Consider the following 15,989-nt stretch of genomic DNA (forward strand, 5'->3'; position numbering starts at 1 on the left):
TCGGCTCGTCCGTATGGCGAGAGGCGTTTTGTTATGAAGTTTGTTGATGAAGTATCGATTCGAGTAAAGGCCGGTGACGGCGGTAACGGTTGCATGAGCTTCCGTCGCGAAAAATTCATTGAAAACGGCGGCCCGAACGGCGGTGACGGTGGTGATGGCGGCTCGGTCTATATGATCGCCGACGAAAACCTCAATACCCTGGTCGACTATCGTTACACCCGTCACTTCGACGCCGAGCGCGGTTCCAACGGTGGCAGCACCGATTGCACCGGCAAGAAAGGTGAAGAGCTGGTGCTGCGCGTACCGGTCGGCACCACCGTCATCGATGCGGCCACTCAAGAAGTGATCGGCGACCTGACCAAGGCCGGCCAGAAGTTGCTGGTCGCTCACGGCGGCTGGCACGGTCTGGGTAACACCCGTTTCAAATCCAGTACCAACCGCGCTCCGCGTCAGACCACTCCGGGTAAGCCGGGTGAGGCGCGTGACCTCAAGCTGGAAATGAAAGTGCTGGCGGACGTCGGTCTGCTGGGCTTGCCGAATGCCGGTAAAAGTACGTTTATCCGCTCGGTATCGGCTGCCAAGCCGAAAGTCGCCGATTACCCGTTCACCACCTTGGTGCCGAACCTGGGCGTGGTCAGCGTCGATCGCTGGAAGAGCTTCGTGGTTGCGGACATTCCGGGCCTGATCGAAGGCGCTTCCGATGGTGCTGGCCTGGGGATTCGCTTCCTCAAGCACCTGGCGCGTACCCGTTTGCTGCTGCACCTCGTGGATATGGCGCCGTTGGATGACACCAGCGCACCGGATGCCGCTGAAGTAATCGTCAGCGAGTTGACCAAATTCAGCCCGTCCCTGGCTGAGCGTGATCGCTGGCTGGTGCTGAACAAGTGCGACCAGATCCTTGAGGAAGAGCACGATGCTCGCGTCAAGGAGATCGTCGATCGTCTGGGGTGGACTGGTCCGGTTTATGTGATCTCGGCTATCTCCAAGCTCGGCACCGAGCGTCTGTGTCACGACATCATGCGCTACATGGAAGATCGTGCTGACCGTCTGGCTGCCGACCCGGCTTACAAGGAAGAGTTGGCTGAGCTCGATCAGCGCATCGAAGACGAAGCCCGTGCTCAGTTGCAGGCCCTGGATGACCAGCGTGCCCTGCGTCGCAGCGGCGTGAAGTCAGTCCATGACATCGGCGACGATGATTGGGATGAAGAAGATGTGGATGACGAAGACGGTCCGGAAATCATTTACGTGCGTGACTGATTCGTTGCAGTAAACTTAAGCGCCGCTCAATCGAGCGGCGTTTTAGTATCTGGAAATCGATAGTTGGTCACGAATAACCACGAATAACGTTACGGGCAGTGCCAGGTCGCGCTGTCCTCAAGCTAAGGTTGAAGATGATGCGGAGCAAGGTGACAGGTGCGCAGCGTTGGGTCGTGAAGATCGGCAGCGCTTTGCTGACGGCGGACGGCAAAGGCCTGGATCGCGCAGCAATGGGTGTCTGGGTCGAGCAGATGGTGGCTTTGCATGAAGCTGGCGTCGAGCTCGTGTTGGTGTCTTCCGGGGCGGTGGCTGCGGGGATGAGCCGCTTGGGCTGGACCGTACGACCCAGCGCGATGCACGAGTTGCAGGCTGCCGCCGCCATCGGTCAGATGGGGTTGGTGCAGGCCTGGGAGTCGAGCTTTGCCGAGCATGATCGGCACACGGCGCAGATTCTCCTGACGCACGATGACTTGTCCGACCGCAAGCGTTACCTGAACGCCCGCAGCACCTTGCGTGCACTGGTTGAGTTGAAGGTGATCCCGGTGATCAACGAAAACGACACCGTGGTGACTGACGAAATCCGTTTCGGCGACAACGACACGCTGGCGGCCCTTGTGGCCAACCTGGTCGAGGCTGACTTGCTGGTGATCCTCACGGATCGCGATGGCATGTTCGACGCTGATCCGCGCAACAACCCCGACGCTAACCTGATTTATGAAGCGCGCGCCGATGATCCAGCGCTGGATGCGGTGGCGGGCGGTACCGGTGGTGCGCTGGGGCGTGGTGGTATGCAGACCAAATTGCGTGCTGCGCGTCTGGCGGCCCGCTCCGGGGCGCACACCATCATCGTGGGCGGGCGCATTGAGCGTGTGCTGGATCGCCTGAAGGCGGGTGAGCGCATTGGCACCTTGCTCTCGCCTGAGCGTGGCATGCTGGCGGCGCGCAAGCAGTGGCTGGCCGGGCATTTGCAAACCCGTGGCACGCTGGTGCTGGATGGTGGTGCGGTGAAAGCGTTGGTCCAGGACCATAAAAGTTTGCTGCCGGTGGGGGTCAAGCTGGTCCAGGGCAGCTTCCGTCGTGGCGAAATGGTGGTGTGTGTGGCGCCGGATGGTCGCGAGATCGCTCGAGGCCTTGCTAACTACAGCGCGCTGGAAGCGCAAAAAATTATCGGTCAGTCGTCTGAGGCGATTGTCGGTCTTTTGGGTTACATGGCTGAGCCGGAACTGGTTCACCGCGATAACCTGATTCTGGTCTGAAGGAATACCTGAATGCGAATGGCAAAAGGATTGTTGGGTCTGCTGCTGGCGATGCCGTTGCTGGCTTCGGCTGAGGAAATTGGCCAGGTATCAACAGTGTTCAAATTCGTCGGTCCGAACGACCGTATCGTCGTCGAAGCGTTTGATGATCCGAAGGTCGATGGCGTGACGTGCTACCTGTCGCGAGCAAAGACGGGTGGTGTGAAGGGTGGTTTGGGGCTGGCTGAAGATCGCGCCGAGGCGTCCATCGCTTGCCGTCAGGTCGGGCCCATCAGCTTCAAGGGTGAGCTGAAGGATGGCGATGAGGTGTTCAAGGAGCGCACGTCGCTGGTGTTCAAGACCATGCAGGTGGTGCGCTTCCTCGACAAGAAGCGCAATACGCTGGTGTATCTGGTCTACAGCGATCGTGTGATTGAAGGTAGCCCGCAGAATGCGGTGACGGCGATTCCGATTCTGCCGTGGGCGCAGCCTCAATAATCTGACGCAAATCCAAGTGTGGGAGCGGGCTTGCTCGCGAAGGCGGTGTAGCAGTCAACGATGATGTTGAATGTAACGACCTCTTCGCGAGCAAGCCCGCTCCCACATTTTTTTTGTTGTGTTTGCCAAATCGCAGGCAATAAAAAACCGACCCTGAGGTCGGTTTTTCAACAAGCTTATCGCTTAAGCGGCAACAGCAAGGTTCAGAGCCTTGACGTGACCGTTCAGGCGGCTCTTATGACGAGCAGCCTTGTTCTTGTGGATGATGCCTTTATCGGCCATACGGTCGATAACTGGCACGGCCAGAACGTAAGCAGCTTGAGCTTTGGCAGCGTCTTTTGCGTCGATGGCTTTAACTACATTCTTGATGTAGGTACGAACCATGGAACGCAGGCTGGCGTTGTGGCTGCGACGCTTCTCAGCCTGTTTTGCACGTTTTTTGGCGGAAGGTGTGTTGGCCACCGTCGAGCTCCTCGAAAGACTTTTTAGGAAATAGCAAACAAAATAGGCCGCGAATCATGCCGATGAGTTGATGTCTTGTCAAGGGCGGTTGAGACGTTCCGCTAAGTGGTAGGTATAAAGAGGCGGGATATTTATTTCCGGCGCTTGACCTGTAAACTCGCGAGCTTTGGCTCTGTGCTGCTGCGGCGCGGAGTATCGCATAAGTAGGCGCTTTGTTCGCCTGCTGTTTATCGACAGGCACAAACTCTTTCAATGAATCTGCTCAAATCGTTGGCCGCCGTCAGCTCTATCACGATGATTTCCCGGGTTTTGGGGTTTGTTCGTGACACGCTGATCGCACGTACATTTGGTGCCGGGATGGCGACGGACGCCTTCTTTATCGCCTTCAAATTGCCAAACCTGTTGCGCCGGATCTTCGCCGAGGGGGCATTTTCCCAGGCTTTCGTGCCGATTCTGGCCGAATACAAAAGTCAGAAGGGTGAGGAGGCGACGCGAACGTTTGTTGCGTACGTCTCGGGCCTGCTGACGCTGGTACTGGCGCTGGTGACAGTGTTGGGGATGATTGCTGCTCCCTGGGTGATCTGGGCGACCGCGCCGGGTTTTACCGATACACCGGAAAAATTCGAGCTGACTGCCAGCCTGTTGCGGGTGACCTTTCCCTACATATTGCTGATCTCCCTGTCTTCCCTGGCCGGTGCGATCCTCAATACGTACAACCGTTTTTCGGTGCCGGCCTTCGTGCCGACCCTGCTCAACGTCAGCATGATCATCTTTTCGCTGTTCCTGACCCCGTATTTCGATCCCCCGGTCATGGCGTTGGGCTGGGCGGTTCTGGTGGGTGGTCTGGCGCAATTGCTCTATCAGCTACCGCACCTGAAAAAGATCGGCATGCTGGTGTTGCCACGCCTGAACCTGCGTGACAGTGGCGTCTGGCGGGTCATGAAGCAGATGCTGCCGGCGATTCTAGGCGTGTCCGTGAGCCAGATTTCGCTGATCATCAACACCATCTTCGCGTCCTTTCTGGTGGCCGGATCGGTGTCCTGGATGTATTACGCCGACCGATTGATGGAATTGCCGTCCGGCGTACTGGGTGTGGCGTTGGGCACGATTCTGTTGCCGACACTGGCCAAAACCTACGCAAGCAAGGATCGTCACGAATATTCGCGCATCCTCGATTGGGGGCTGCGCCTGTGCTTCGTCCTGGTGTTGCCGTGTGCGCTGGCGCTGGGGATTCTGGCCGAGCCGCTGACCGTCTCGCTGTTCCAGTACGGCCAGTTCAGCGCCTTTGATGCTTCAATGACGCAGCGGGCGTTGATCGCATATTCAGTCGGGTTGCTCGGTATTATCGTAATTAAAGTGCTGGCACCGGGCTTTTATGCGCAACAAAACATCCGTACTCCGGTAAAAATTGCAATTTTCACCCTGGTGGTAACCCAGTTGTTCAACCTGATGCTGATCGGTCCGCTGGCCCACGCAGGTCTGGCCCTGGCGATCAGTGCCGGTGCCTGCCTCAACGCCGGGTTATTGTTCTATCAGTTGCGCAAGCAGCAGATGTACCAGCCGCAGCCGGGCTGGGCGAAGTTCGGCGCCAAGCTCGTCATCGCCGTGTTGGTGATGTCCGGGGTGTTGCTGGTCGGGATGCACTTCATGCCGGCCTGGGATCAGGGGCATATGCTGGAGCGGTTCCTGCGCCTTGGCGCTTTGGTCGCGGCCGGTATCGTCTCTTATTTCGGGATGTTGCTGCTGATGGGCTTCCGTTTGCGCGACTTCAATCGCAAGGCATTGAGTTGAGGTTTCGACCTCGATAAACACGGGCGAGCCGGTGGTTTTGTCGGCTCGATCACTTTGGTTACGGTGTTGCCTGTCGTCGGCCGCCGGGTGTGGTTATAATCGACCACTTTATGAGCAAGAAGCGCGTTATGCAGCTGGTTCGAGGCCTCCAAAATCTGCGCCCCCAGCATCGGGGCTGTGTCGCCACCATTGGCAACTTTGACGGTGTTCACCGTGGTCACCAGGCTATCCTGGCGCGGCTGCGTGAACGTGCGCTCGAGTTGGGCGTGCCCAGCTGCGTGGTGATTTTTGAGCCGCAGCCGCGCGAATTCTTTGCTCCGGACACGGCCCCGGCCCGTCTGGCCCGGCTGCGGGACAAACTGCAGCTGCTGGCCGACGAAGGTGTCGACCGCGTCCTGTGCCTGGCTTTCAACCAGCGCCTGAGCAAGCTCAGTGCCAGCGAATTCGTTGATACCATCCTGGTGGATGGCCTTGGCGTACAGCACCTGGAAGTCGGAGATGACTTCCGCTTCGGCTGCGACCGCGTAGGAGATTTCGATTTCCTGCTACAAGCCGGCATCGTTCAGGGCTTTACCGTCGAGGCGGCGCAAACGGTCGAGCTGGACGGCATCCGGGTCAGCAGCACCCAGGTCCGCAATGCCTTGGCCGCTGCTGATTTCGCCTTGGCCGAGCGACTGCTCGGGCGGCCGTTCCAGATTACCGGGCGGGTGCTGCACGGCCAGAAACTGGCGCGCCAGTTGGGTACGCCCACGGCCAACATACAACTCAAGCGCCGTCGCGTGCCGCTGTCCGGGGTTTACCTGGTCAACGTCGACATCGACGGCAAGACCTGGCCAGGCGTCGCCAATATCGGCGTGCGGCCAACGGTTCAAGGTGATGGCAAAGCCCACCTCGAAGTGCATCTTTTAGATTTTGCCGGCGATCTGTATGACCGGCGTTTGACGGTGGTCTTCCACCACAAGCTGCGTGAAGAGCAGCGTTTCGCCTCTCTGGAGGCGCTTAAGACGGCGATCAATGCGGATGTCGCCGCCGCCCGTGCCCTGTCGCACCTAGCGCCAATCGCTAATGAAGAGCCTTAAATGACCGACTATAAAGCCACGCTAAACCTTCCGGACACCGCCTTCCCAATGAAGGCCGGCCTGCCTCAGCGCGAACCGCAGATTCTGCAGCGCTGGGACAGCATTGGCCTGTACGGTAAGTTGCGCGAGATTGGCAAGGATCGTCCGAAGTTCGTCCTGCACGACGGTCCTCCGTACGCCAACGGCACGATTCACATCGGTCATGCGCTGAACAAGATTCTCAAGGACATGATCATCCGCTCGAAGACCCTGTCGGGTTTCGACGCGCCTTATGTGCCGGGTTGGGACTGCCACGGTCTGCCGATCGAGCACAAAGTCGAAGTGACCCACGGCAAGAACCTGGGCGCGGACAAGACCCGCGAACTGTGCCGTGCCTACGCCACTGAGCAGATCGAAGGCCAGAAATCCGAATTCATCCGTCTGGGCGTGTTGGGCGACTTCGCCAACCCGTACAAGACCATGGACTTCAAGAACGAGGCCGGTGAAATCCGCGCCTTGGCTGAAATCGTCAAGGGCGGTTTCGTGTTCAAGGGCCTGAAGCCTGTGAACTGGTGCTTCGACTGCGGTTCGGCCCTGGCTGAAGCGGAAGTCGAGTACGAGAACAAGAAGTCCTCGACCATCGACGTAGCCTTCCCGATTGCCGACGAAGCCAAGCTGGCTGCCGCTTTCGGGCTGCCATCGCTGGCCAAACCGGCTTCGATCGTGATCTGGACTACCACCCCGTGGACCATCCCGGCCAACCAGGCGCTGAACGTTCACCCGGAATTCAATTACGCCCTGGTCGATGTCGGCGACAAACTGCTGGTGCTGGCTGAAGAGCTGGTCGAGTCGTGCCTGGCGCGTTACAGCCTGGAAGGTTCGGTCATCGCGACCACCACCGGTAAAGAACTGGACCTGATCAATTTCCGTCACCCGTTCTACGATCGCCTGTCGCCAGTTTACCTGGCCGAGTACGTTGAACTGGGCGCCGGCACGGGCGTGGTTCACTCCGCACCGGCCTACGGCGTGGACGACTTCGTGACCTGCAAGAAGTACGGCATGGTCAACGACGACATTCTCAATCCGGTACAAAGCAACGGCGTATACGCGACGTCACTGGAATTCTTTGGCGGCCAGTTCATCTGGAAAGCCAACCCGGCCATCGTCGACAAGCTGACTGAAGTCGGCGCGCTGCTGCACACCACGATCATCGAACACAGCTACATGCACTGCTGGCGTCACAAGACCCCGCTGATCTACCGCGCCACCGCGCAGTGGTTCATCGGCATGGACAAAGAGCCTGTGACCGGCGACACCTTGCGCAAGCGGGCGATCAAAGCCATCGAAGACACCAGGTTCGTCCCGGCCTGGGGCCAGGCGCGCCTGCACTCGATGATCGCCAACCGTCCGGACTGGTGCATCTCCCGTCAGCGCAACTGGGGCGTGCCGATCCCGTTTTTCCTGAACAAGGAAAGCGGCGAACTGCACCCACGCACCGCCGAGCTGATGGAAGAAGTCGCCAAGCGCGTCGAGGTCGAAGGCATCGAAGCCTGGTTCAAGATGGACGCCGCCGAACTGCTGGGTGACGAAGCACCGCAGTACGACAAGATCAGCGACACCCTGGACGTCTGGTTCGATTCGGGCACCACGCACTGGCACGTCCTGCGCGGTTCGCACCCGATGGGCCACGAGACCGGTCCACGCGCCGACCTGTACCTGGAAGGTTCGGACCAACACCGTGGCTGGTTCCATTCGTCGTTGCTGACGGGTTGCGCCATCGACAACCACGCGCCATACCGCGAACTGCTGACCCACGGCTTCACGGTTGATGAGTCCGGTCGCAAGATGTCCAAATCTTTGGGCAACGTGATTGCACCGCAAAAGGTCAACGACACCCTGGGCGCCGACATCATGCGTCTGTGGGTGGCTTCCACCGATTACTCGGGTGAAATGGCGGTTTCCGAGCAGATCCTGCAACGCAGTGCGGACGCCTACCGGCGTATCCGTAACACCGCGCGCTTCCTGCTCTCGAACCTGACCGGCTTCAACCCGGCCACCGACATCCTGCCGGCCGAAGACATGCTCGCGCTGGACCGTTGGGCCGTGGACCGCACGCTGCTGCTGCAACGTGAACTGCAAGAGCACTACGGCGAATACCGCTTCTGGAACGTCTATTCCAAGATCCACAACTTCTGCGTGCAGGAGTTGGGTGGTTTTTACCTCGACATCATCAAGGACCGTCAGTACACCACTGGCGCCAACAGCAAGGCCCGCCGTTCGGCGCAAACCGCGCTGTATCACATCTCCGAAGCGCTGGTACGCTGGATTGCACCGATCCTCGCGTTCACCGCTGACGAACTGTGGGAATACCTGCCGGGCGAACGCAACGAATCGGTAATGCTCAACACCTGGTATGAAGGTTTGACCGAGCTGCCGGAAGGCGTCGAGCTGGACCGCGCCTACTGGGAGCGGATCATGGCGGTCAAAGTGGCCGTCAACAAAGAAATGGAAATCCAGCGCGCGGCCAAGGCCGTCGGTGGCAACCTGCAAGCCGAAGTGACGCTGTTTGCCGAAGAAGCGCTGAGCGCCGACCTGGCCAAGCTGAGCAACGAACTGCGCTTCGTGTTGATCACTTCGACCGCGACTGTTGCACCATTCGTTCAGGCGCCGGCCGATGCCGTGGTCACCGAAGTCAGCGGTTTGAAGCTGCAAGTGGTCAAGTCGAGCCACGCCAAGTGCGCCCGTTGCTGGCACTGCCGTGAAGACGTCGGCGTGAACCCGGAGCATCCGGAAATCTGCGGTCGTTGCATCGACAACATCAGCGGCGCTGGCGAGGTCCGTCACTATGCCTAACGCCGTTGGCCGTTTCGGACGGCTGAGCTGGCTCTGGTTGAGTTTGCTGGTCCTGGTCATCGACCAGGCCAGCAAGTTCTACTTCGAAGACAGGCTCGAGATGTTCCAGCAAATCGTGGTGATCCCCGATTTGTTCAGCTGGACCCTGGCCTACAACACCGGCGCGGCGTTCAGCTTCCTGGCCGACAGTTCCGGCTGGCAGCGCTGGTTGTTCGCACTGATCGCGATAGTGGTCAGTGTGGTGCTGGTGGTGTGGCTCAAGCGTCTGGGGCGCAATGAAACCTGGCTGGCGGTCGCCTTGGCGCTCGTGCTGGGTGGCGCGCTGGGTAACTTGTATGACCGCATTGCCCTGGGCCATGTGATCGATTTCATTCTGGTGCATTGGCAGAACCGCTGGCAGTTCCCGGCGTTCAACGTTGCCGACAGCGCAATCACGGTGGGTGCCGTGATGCTGGCACTGGATATGTTCAAAAGTAAGAAGACCGGAGAAGCCATTCATGACTGAACAGGTATTGGCCGAGCAACGCATCCGCCAGAACACGGAAGTCACCTTGCACTTTGCACTGCGCCTGGAGAACGGCGACACCGTCGACAGCACCTTCGACAAAGCACCGGCGACCTTTCAGGTCGGTGACGGCAACCTGTTGCCGGGTTTCGAAGCCGCACTGTTCGGCTTCAAGGCGGGCGACAAGCGTACGCTGACGATTCAGCCGGAAAACGCTTTCGGCCAGCCGAACCCGCAGAACGTACAGATCATCCCGCGTTCGCAGTTCAAGGACATGGACCTGTCGCCGGGCCTGCTGGTGATCTTCAACGATGCGGCGAATACTGAGCTGCCTGGCGTTGTGAAAGAATTCGATGACGAGCAAGTGACCATCGACTTCAACCACCCGCTGGCTGGCAAGACATTGACCTTTGACGTCGAAATCATCAACGTCAAATCGCTGTAACTTGAGGGAGCGAGCCCGCTCGCGAAGACGGCCTGACATTCAATATTGATGTCGACTGATACTCCGTCATCGCGAGCAGGCTCGCTCCCACAGTAAAAGGTTTTTCCCTGTTTTCGCTATTTCTTGCGCGCAAGACACGAGGCACAGCATGCAAATCAAACTCGCCAACCCCCGTGGCTTCTGCGCCGGCGTGGACCGTGCGATCGAAATCGTCAACCGCGCCCTTGAAGTCTTCGGGCCGCCGATCTACGTGCGCCACGAAGTGGTTCACAACAAGTTCGTCGTCGAAGACCTGCGTGCTCGCGGGGCTATCTTCGTTGAGGAACTGGATCAGGTGCCGGATGACGTCATCGTGATCTTCAGTGCCCACGGCGTTTCCCAGGCCGTGCGTACCGAAGCCGCCAGCCGTGGCCTCAAGGTGTTCGACGCGACTTGCCCTCTGGTGACCAAGGTACACATCGAAGTCGCTCGCTACAGCCGCGATGGCCGTGAATGCATCCTGATCGGCCACGCCGGGCATCCGGAAGTCGAAGGCACCATGGGTCAATACGATGGCAGCAATGGTGGCGCTATTTACCTGGTCGAAGACGAGAAAGACGTTGGCGCCTTGCAGGTGCACAACCCGGAAAAACTCGCTTTCGTGACCCAGACCACCCTGTCCATGGACGACACCAGCCGCGTGATCGACGCGTTGCGTTCGCGTTTCCCGGCGATTGGTGGTCCGCGCAAGGACGACATCTGCTATGCCACGCAAAACCGTCAGGACGCCGTCAAGCAATTGGCCGACGAATGCGACGTGGTGCTGGTGGTCGGCAGCCCGAACAGTTCCAACTCCAATCGCTTGCGAGAGCTGGCCGAACGGATGGCCACCCCGGCTTACCTGATCGACGGCGCCGAAGATCTGCAAAAGAGCTGGTTTGAAGGTGTCGAGCGCATCGGCATTACCGCCGGTGCTTCTGCTCCGGAAGTGTTGGTGCGTGGGGTCATCCAGCAATTGCAGGCCTGGGGCGCAACCGGTGCCGATGAGCTGGCCGGGCGTGAGGAGAACATCACGTTTTCCATGCCTAAAGAACTGCGCGTACGTTCTCTGCTTTAACGCTGACATAAAGTCTGCTCGGCTTTATCGCTGCGCAGGCTGACGCGACCTGTCGCAGCCAACACCACTTGAAGCTGGCTGACGGGTTCGCGAGCTGCGCAAAAGTGCAGTGTCCCCGCTTGAAAGGCCCATCCTCCGGGCATCTGTGGTGCGCCTATCCCGCTGAAACGAATGTAACGCCTGACCTGCCTATTTCCGACTATCGACCCCCGAGCGCTGCCCGCGTGCTCAACCAGTAGCGGATTGTTGCTGTCCGCCGGCCCTTTACCGCTGATGTCCAGAATGATCCGCCAGCCCTGACCCCAATTCCCGTTGATGCCATGAATCACAACGGTCTGATTGTGTGTGATGGCTAGGGTTCTGGCGTTGCGTATTCCACTGGCCAGCGCGTGCGCCGCTTGCTCTCGATGGTTCGATTCAGTGAGTGCCGCGAACGCCGGACTGACCAACAGCAGAACAATTGTGGCAATTGCCAGTCCCATAAGCAGTTCGATCAGGCTGAAACCTTGCTGTTGCATGGCATTTCCTTCCCTGGAGAGTTGTCACCCACGCAATCCATGCGGGGGTGCAGGCAGATGTTCTAGCGCGTAAAGGCAGGTATAGCCGACGGCAACCGAGGGCACCGATGGATCATCGTACAAAAGGTTTCACGCTGATCGAGTTGTTGCTCGCGCTCGCGGTGTTTCTGATTTTGATCACCCTGGCGGTGCCGGCGTTTACCCGTTCGGTGCAAACCACCAGGGCCGATACTGAAATAGGCGGCTTGCAGCGTGGGCTCAATTTCGCCCGGCTGGAGGCCATCGATCGTGGCATCACCATCCGGGTCCGCCCGACGGCTGGTGGCAATGGATGGAGCGGTGAATTGACGGTCTATGACGGTACCGGCACGCCGGCCAATGTATTGCGGGTTGTTCCAGCGATGAGCGGCGGCGCCACTCTGACGCTAACCTCAGAGGTCACAGCGCTGGACTTCAACAACCTGGGTGGTTTGTCGGCACCGTCTACTTCAGTCGTCATCAACTACGTACGGGGGACGCAAAGCAGGACGCTGAATGTGTGTTTGAACGGACGAATTCTATTGGGTGGAAGTTGCGGATGAGGGGATGGAGCAAGCGTGCACAGGAGGGCATGACGCTGATCGAAGTCTTGGTTGCGTTATTGATACTGACGGTGGGGCTATTGGGGGCCGCGGCGATTCAGCTCAATGCGCTGAAATACACCGACAGTTCACGCATGACCAGCCAGGCCAGTTTTATCGCCTACGACATGATGGACCGCATCCGCGCCAATTCCGCGGCCGACTACACCGTCACACCACCGGCCTCGGGCAACTTGAGTGTCGCCCGAGATCAGGATCTCTACGATTTCACCACCAACATCGTCAATTTCGGCGGTGCGACGGCTACCGGCAGCGTGGCGTTGAACCAGCGGGTCTACACCATCACCATCACCTGGGATGACTCGCGCGCTGCCAATACCGCCAACTCGCGCCGCAGCTTCATCTTGACCAGCCGCGCCACGGTCGACCCGGTGTCCACGCCATGAGCCGCTCCAGCCGGGGGTTCGGTTTGATCGAGTTGTTGATTGCACTGGCGTTGAGCCTGATCGTGGTGCTCGGCGTCGTGCAAATTTTTATCGCGGCTAAAAATACCTACGTTAGCCAGAACGTCTCTGCGGGGATGCAGGAAGACGCGCGATTTGTGTTGAGCAAGATGATTCAGGAAATCCGCATGGTCGGCATGTTCGGCTGTCTGGGGGCCATCACTGACTCAAGTGATGCAGGTGATTTTAACGCCAGCCAGATAACGCCCATCAGTTGGGACAATGCCAATCACAAGCTGACCCTGGTGACGGCGGATGTCGGCGGCGCGGGCGGAGTGCCGGTGTGGACGGTAATCACTAATTGTCGAAACTCGGCGACGGCGTACACCGGCGAACGTAAACCCGCAACGGGGTTTCTGGCGTTTCCGATACGGCGATTGATCTACAGCTTCAGCAATAATCAGATATTGATGGGGGCTGGCGCCGGCAAGCCAACCCAGTACGTACTGGTGAATAACGTGGAGGCGTTCAATGTCAGCTTCGGCCTCGCCAGTTCGGCCACCGATCTGGCCGCTTCCAGTTACAGCAGCAACCCGTCAGACCCGGCACGCATTCGCAGCGTACGGCTAAGCCTGACCCTCACGGACCCGAACCATCGAGTGCGCGACCAAACCTTCAACGTGGTTGCCGCTTTGCGCAACCGCTTGCCATGAGGGTGGCTGCCATGACGTCTCACGCCCAACGCGGTATGGCGCTGCTGGTCAGTCTGGTGTTTCTGCTGTTGCTGACGTTGATCGGCCTGTCTTCGATGCAGAACGCCACCCTGCAGGAAAAAATGGCCGGCAGCGTGAGCTTGCGCAATCAGTCGTTTCAAGGTGCAGAAGCGGCGCTGCGGGTGGGGGAAAGCGCCGTGCAGCGGGATGGCTATTCACTGCCGATTTGCAGCAATGGCCGTCAGTGCTCACCGCCACCCGAGTCAAAGTCCGTGACTGCCGCAGGGGTTAATTCCGCTTCGGGGGTGACCTGGATCGCATCCGGAACGGGCTTTTATGGTGTGCAAAACATTGGCACTACCCAGGCTGCCGTGAATTTACCGACTCACACCACGGCAACCCTGTACCGGGTGACGGCAGTAGGTATTGCGGGCCATTCGCGCAGCGTGGTGGAGAGTATTTATGCAAAATACTAAGCGCCACATTGCATGGCGACTGCGGCGGTTTGGCGTTGGGTTGCTGCTGTGCCTGTCGATGCCGGCCTATTGTTTTACGTCGCCGGACGCGCCAACCCCGAGTAAACGTCGATGTCTGGCCGCTGGAAATTGGTACGGTTTCTATCGCGAAAAACAGGGGTTGACGGCAATCTGCCTGAGGCTGCCTGAAGCGTTCAGCGTTAAGATGCTCGACGGTAATGGCGATGGCGTAGTCGATAATCCCGACGCAATTTCCAGCGGGGTGATCTATATCGGCGATAATCCGTCCTCCGATGGCATCGCCAATGACATCACCGGAAATGATTCTGGAGACGTGATCACCCCAGTGGTGGAAAAATCCGGCGGCGGCAGCCGTCGCATCATGTGGCGACAAATACAGTAAGTGAGAGTTGAGGCATGCGTAGATCCAACCGAGGTTTTACCCTGATCGAAATCATGATCGTGATTGCAATCATCGGGATCGTCATCACCATTGCCGCCCCGAGCTTCACCGAATACCTGAATAAAGGCCGGCGCGGCGAAATTGCCGGAATGCTATCGGAGCAGGCGCAGATCCTTGAACGGTTCTACTCCCAGAACAATGTCTACACCAATGCCACCGGCCTGAGCGCCGGCAACGACTATTACACCATCACCCCGACCCTGACTGATCAGACCTTCCTGCTGACCGCGGTGCGCAAGTCCGGTTCGAGCATGGCCACCGACAAGTGCGGGGATTTCACCCTCACCAATACCGGTGTCAGAAGCATGGTCAATGCCACAGACGGGTTGACCGCCAAGGACTGCTGGGGTGGCTGAGTTTCTTTTCGGGCGCCTCTTGTGCCCTTCGTCTATTTAACGGTTGGATCTGAACATGACCAGGCAACAGCAAGTGGTGATTGTCGGCGGTGGCGTGATTGGGCTGCTGACGGCGTTCAATCTCGCGTCCGAAGTGCAGAGTGTTGTGCTGCTGGATCGTTCGAACGTCGGGCAGGAGTCGTCATGGGCGGGGGGCGGGATTGTTTCGCCGTTGTACCCGTGGCGCTACAGCCCGGCAGTCACTGCGTTGGCGCATTGGTCCCAGGATTTTTATCCACAGCTCGGTGAGCGCCTGTTCGCCGCAACCGGGGTTGACCCTGAAGTTCATACCACCGGTTTGTACTGGCTGGATCTGGATGACGAGATTGAGGCGCTGGCCTGGGCCGAGCGCGAGAATCGTCCGCTGCGGGCTGTGGATATCTCGGCGGCACACGATGCAGTGCCGGTGCTGGGCGCGGGTTTTTCGCGGGCGGTCTACATGGCCGATGTCGCCAATGTGCGTAATCCTCGGCTGGTGAAGTCGCTGAAGGCTGCCTTGCTGGCGCTGCCGAATGTGACGATCCACGAGCAGTGCGAAGTCAGCGGGTTCATTCGTGAGGGTGATCAAATCGTGGGTGTGCAGACCTCGACGGGTGCCATTGCGGGTGATCAAGTGGTCCTGACAGCAGGCGCCTGGAGTGGTGATTTACTGAAAAGCCTGGGGCTGGAACTGCCAGTCGAACCGGTAAAAGGGCAAATGATTCTGTACAAGTGCGCGTCAGACTTTCTGCCGAGCATGGTGCTGGCCAAGGGGCGTTATGCGATTCCCCGGCGCGACGGGCACATTCTGATCGGCAGTACGCTGGAGCATGAAGGCTACGACAAGACACCGACCGATTCGGCGCTGGAAAGCCTGAAGGCATCGGCGGTGGAGTTGATTCCGGCATTGGCGGATGCCGAAGTGGTCGGGCATTGGGCCGGGTTGCGGCCGGGCTCGCCGGAAGGCATACCATACATCGGCCAAGTGCCAGGGTTTGAAGGGCTTTGGCTCAACTGCGGGCATTACCGCAATGGGCTGGTGCTGGCGCCGGCGTCGTGTCAGTTGTTTGCCGATGTGATGCTGGGGCGCGAGCCGATTATTGATCCTGCGCCGTATGCACCGACCGGGCGGATCTGACCGCTAATGATGTATCGCCGGGCAGATAGCTATCGCGAGCAGGCTCGCTCCCACAGGGGATTTGCATAGTTCACAGATCCAAT

The 15,989-nt window shown here is 58.9% G+C and carries 17 protein-coding genes and 1 pseudogene; 16 read left to right on the forward strand and 2 right to left on the reverse strand.

What is annotated here, in order from left to right:
* The first annotated feature begins 33 nt into the window (after positions 1–33).
* From cgtA to J2Y56_RS22475, 3 genes are all read left to right on the forward strand, one after another.
* The gene (cgtA, locus tag J2Y56_RS22465) at positions 34–1,257 is read left to right on the forward strand and encodes an Obg family GTPase CgtA (protein WP_310352802.1); all 1,224 of its coding nucleotides are present in this window, start codon (positions 34–36) and stop codon (positions 1,255–1,257) included.
* 137 nt (positions 1,258–1,394) lie between these two features.
* Complete coding sequence (gene proB / locus J2Y56_RS22470) at positions 1,395–2,513, forward strand: glutamate 5-kinase (protein WP_033048621.1); 1,119 nt, start codon at positions 1,395–1,397, stop codon at positions 2,511–2,513.
* A 12-nt stretch (positions 2,514–2,525) separates the two neighbouring features.
* A complete protein-coding gene (locus J2Y56_RS22475) occupies positions 2,526–2,990 on the forward strand; it encodes a CreA family protein (protein WP_007942341.1) in 465 nt (154 codons plus the stop codon).
* A 183-nt stretch (positions 2,991–3,173) separates the two neighbouring features.
* Here the strand turns inward: J2Y56_RS22475 and rpsT are convergent, their stop codons facing one another.
* Entirely contained in the window at positions 3,174–3,452 is a 279-nt protein-coding gene (rpsT, locus tag J2Y56_RS22480; RefSeq protein WP_007942340.1) for a 30S ribosomal protein S20, read from the reverse strand.
* Between the two features lie 252 nt (positions 3,453–3,704).
* Here rpsT and murJ point away from each other — a divergent pair, with 252 nt between their 5' ends.
* The 6 genes from murJ (at position 3,705) to ispH (ending at position 11,200) form a co-directional block, all read left to right on the forward strand.
* Positions 3,705–5,243 (forward strand): murein biosynthesis integral membrane protein MurJ, encoded by a 1,539-nt coding sequence (gene murJ / locus J2Y56_RS22485; protein ID WP_007942339.1) that lies wholly within the window; start codon positions 3,705–3,707, stop codon positions 5,241–5,243.
* A 128-nt stretch (positions 5,244–5,371) separates the two neighbouring features.
* Positions 5,372–6,322, forward strand: coding sequence for a bifunctional riboflavin kinase/FAD synthetase (ribF, locus tag J2Y56_RS22490; RefSeq protein WP_007942338.1), 951 nt, complete (start codon positions 5,372–5,374; stop codon positions 6,320–6,322).
* Entirely contained in the window at positions 6,323–9,154 is a 2,832-nt protein-coding gene (gene ileS, locus J2Y56_RS22495; RefSeq protein ID WP_310352806.1) for an isoleucine--tRNA ligase, read from the forward strand.
* On the forward strand, positions 9,147–9,659 hold the full coding sequence (gene lspA / locus J2Y56_RS22500; RefSeq protein ID WP_007942336.1) for a signal peptidase II: 513 nt from the start codon (positions 9,147–9,149) through the stop codon (positions 9,657–9,659). The genes ileS and lspA overlap by 8 nt, the downstream gene beginning before the upstream one ends.
* Positions 9,660–9,666: 7 nt before the next feature.
* On the forward strand, positions 9,667–10,104 hold the full coding sequence (fkpB, locus tag J2Y56_RS22505; RefSeq protein ID WP_177318165.1) for an FKBP-type peptidyl-prolyl cis-trans isomerase: 438 nt from the start codon (positions 9,667–9,669) through the stop codon (positions 10,102–10,104).
* 148 nt (positions 10,105–10,252) lie between these two features.
* Positions 10,253–11,200, forward strand: a complete 948-nt coding sequence (gene ispH, locus J2Y56_RS22510) for a 4-hydroxy-3-methylbut-2-enyl diphosphate reductase (RefSeq protein WP_310352809.1) — start codon at positions 10,253–10,255, stop codon at positions 11,198–11,200.
* Here the strand turns inward: ispH and J2Y56_RS22515 are convergent.
* Positions 11,197–11,718, reverse strand: coding sequence for a GspH/FimT family pseudopilin (locus tag J2Y56_RS22515; protein WP_310352811.1), 522 nt, complete (start codon positions 11,716–11,718; stop codon positions 11,197–11,199). The two genes, ispH and J2Y56_RS22515, sit on opposite strands and share 4 nt — an antisense overlap.
* A 107-nt stretch (positions 11,719–11,825) precedes the next feature.
* Between J2Y56_RS22515 and J2Y56_RS22520 the strand changes: the two genes are divergently transcribed.
* The 7 genes and pseudogenes from J2Y56_RS22520 to thiO all read left to right on the forward strand — a co-directional run bounded on the left by J2Y56_RS22520 (position 11,826) and on the right by thiO (position 15,906).
* Complete coding sequence (locus tag J2Y56_RS22520; RefSeq protein WP_007942330.1) at positions 11,826–12,299, forward strand: GspH/FimT family pseudopilin; 474 nt, start codon at positions 11,826–11,828, stop codon at positions 12,297–12,299.
* A complete protein-coding gene (pilV, locus tag J2Y56_RS22525) occupies positions 12,296–12,745 on the forward strand; it encodes a type IV pilus modification protein PilV (RefSeq protein ID WP_007942329.1) in 450 nt (149 codons plus the stop codon). The genes J2Y56_RS22520 and pilV overlap by 4 nt, the downstream gene beginning before the upstream one ends.
* Positions 12,742–13,455, forward strand: a complete 714-nt coding sequence (locus J2Y56_RS22530) for a PilW family protein (RefSeq protein ID WP_007942328.1) — start codon at positions 12,742–12,744, stop codon at positions 13,453–13,455. The genes pilV and J2Y56_RS22530 overlap by 4 nt, the downstream gene beginning before the upstream one ends.
* Positions 13,452–13,931: a PilX N-terminal domain-containing pilus assembly protein gene (locus tag J2Y56_RS22535; RefSeq protein WP_033048620.1), complete on the forward strand. Its 480-nt coding sequence runs from the start codon at positions 13,452–13,454 to the stop codon at positions 13,929–13,931. The genes J2Y56_RS22530 and J2Y56_RS22535 overlap by 4 nt, the downstream gene beginning before the upstream one ends.
* Before the next feature lie 187 nt (positions 13,932–14,118).
* Positions 14,119–14,334, forward strand: a pseudogene (locus tag J2Y56_RS22540) (hypothetical protein); the annotation flags it as partial.
* Positions 14,335–14,348: 14 nt separating this feature from the next.
* A complete protein-coding gene (locus tag J2Y56_RS22545; RefSeq protein WP_007942325.1) occupies positions 14,349–14,750 on the forward strand; it encodes a type IV pilin protein in 402 nt (133 codons plus the stop codon).
* A 55-nt stretch (positions 14,751–14,805) separates the two neighbouring features.
* The gene (gene thiO / locus J2Y56_RS22550; protein WP_310352817.1) at positions 14,806–15,906 is read left to right on the forward strand and encodes a glycine oxidase ThiO; all 1,101 of its coding nucleotides are present in this window, start codon (positions 14,806–14,808) and stop codon (positions 15,904–15,906) included.
* Positions 15,907–15,989 lie beyond the last annotated feature (83 nt).

Origin of the sequence: Pseudomonas sp. BE134, assembly GCF_031456105.1 — a bacterium.
Lineage (GTDB): Bacteria > Pseudomonadota > Gammaproteobacteria > Pseudomonadales > Pseudomonadaceae > Aquipseudomonas.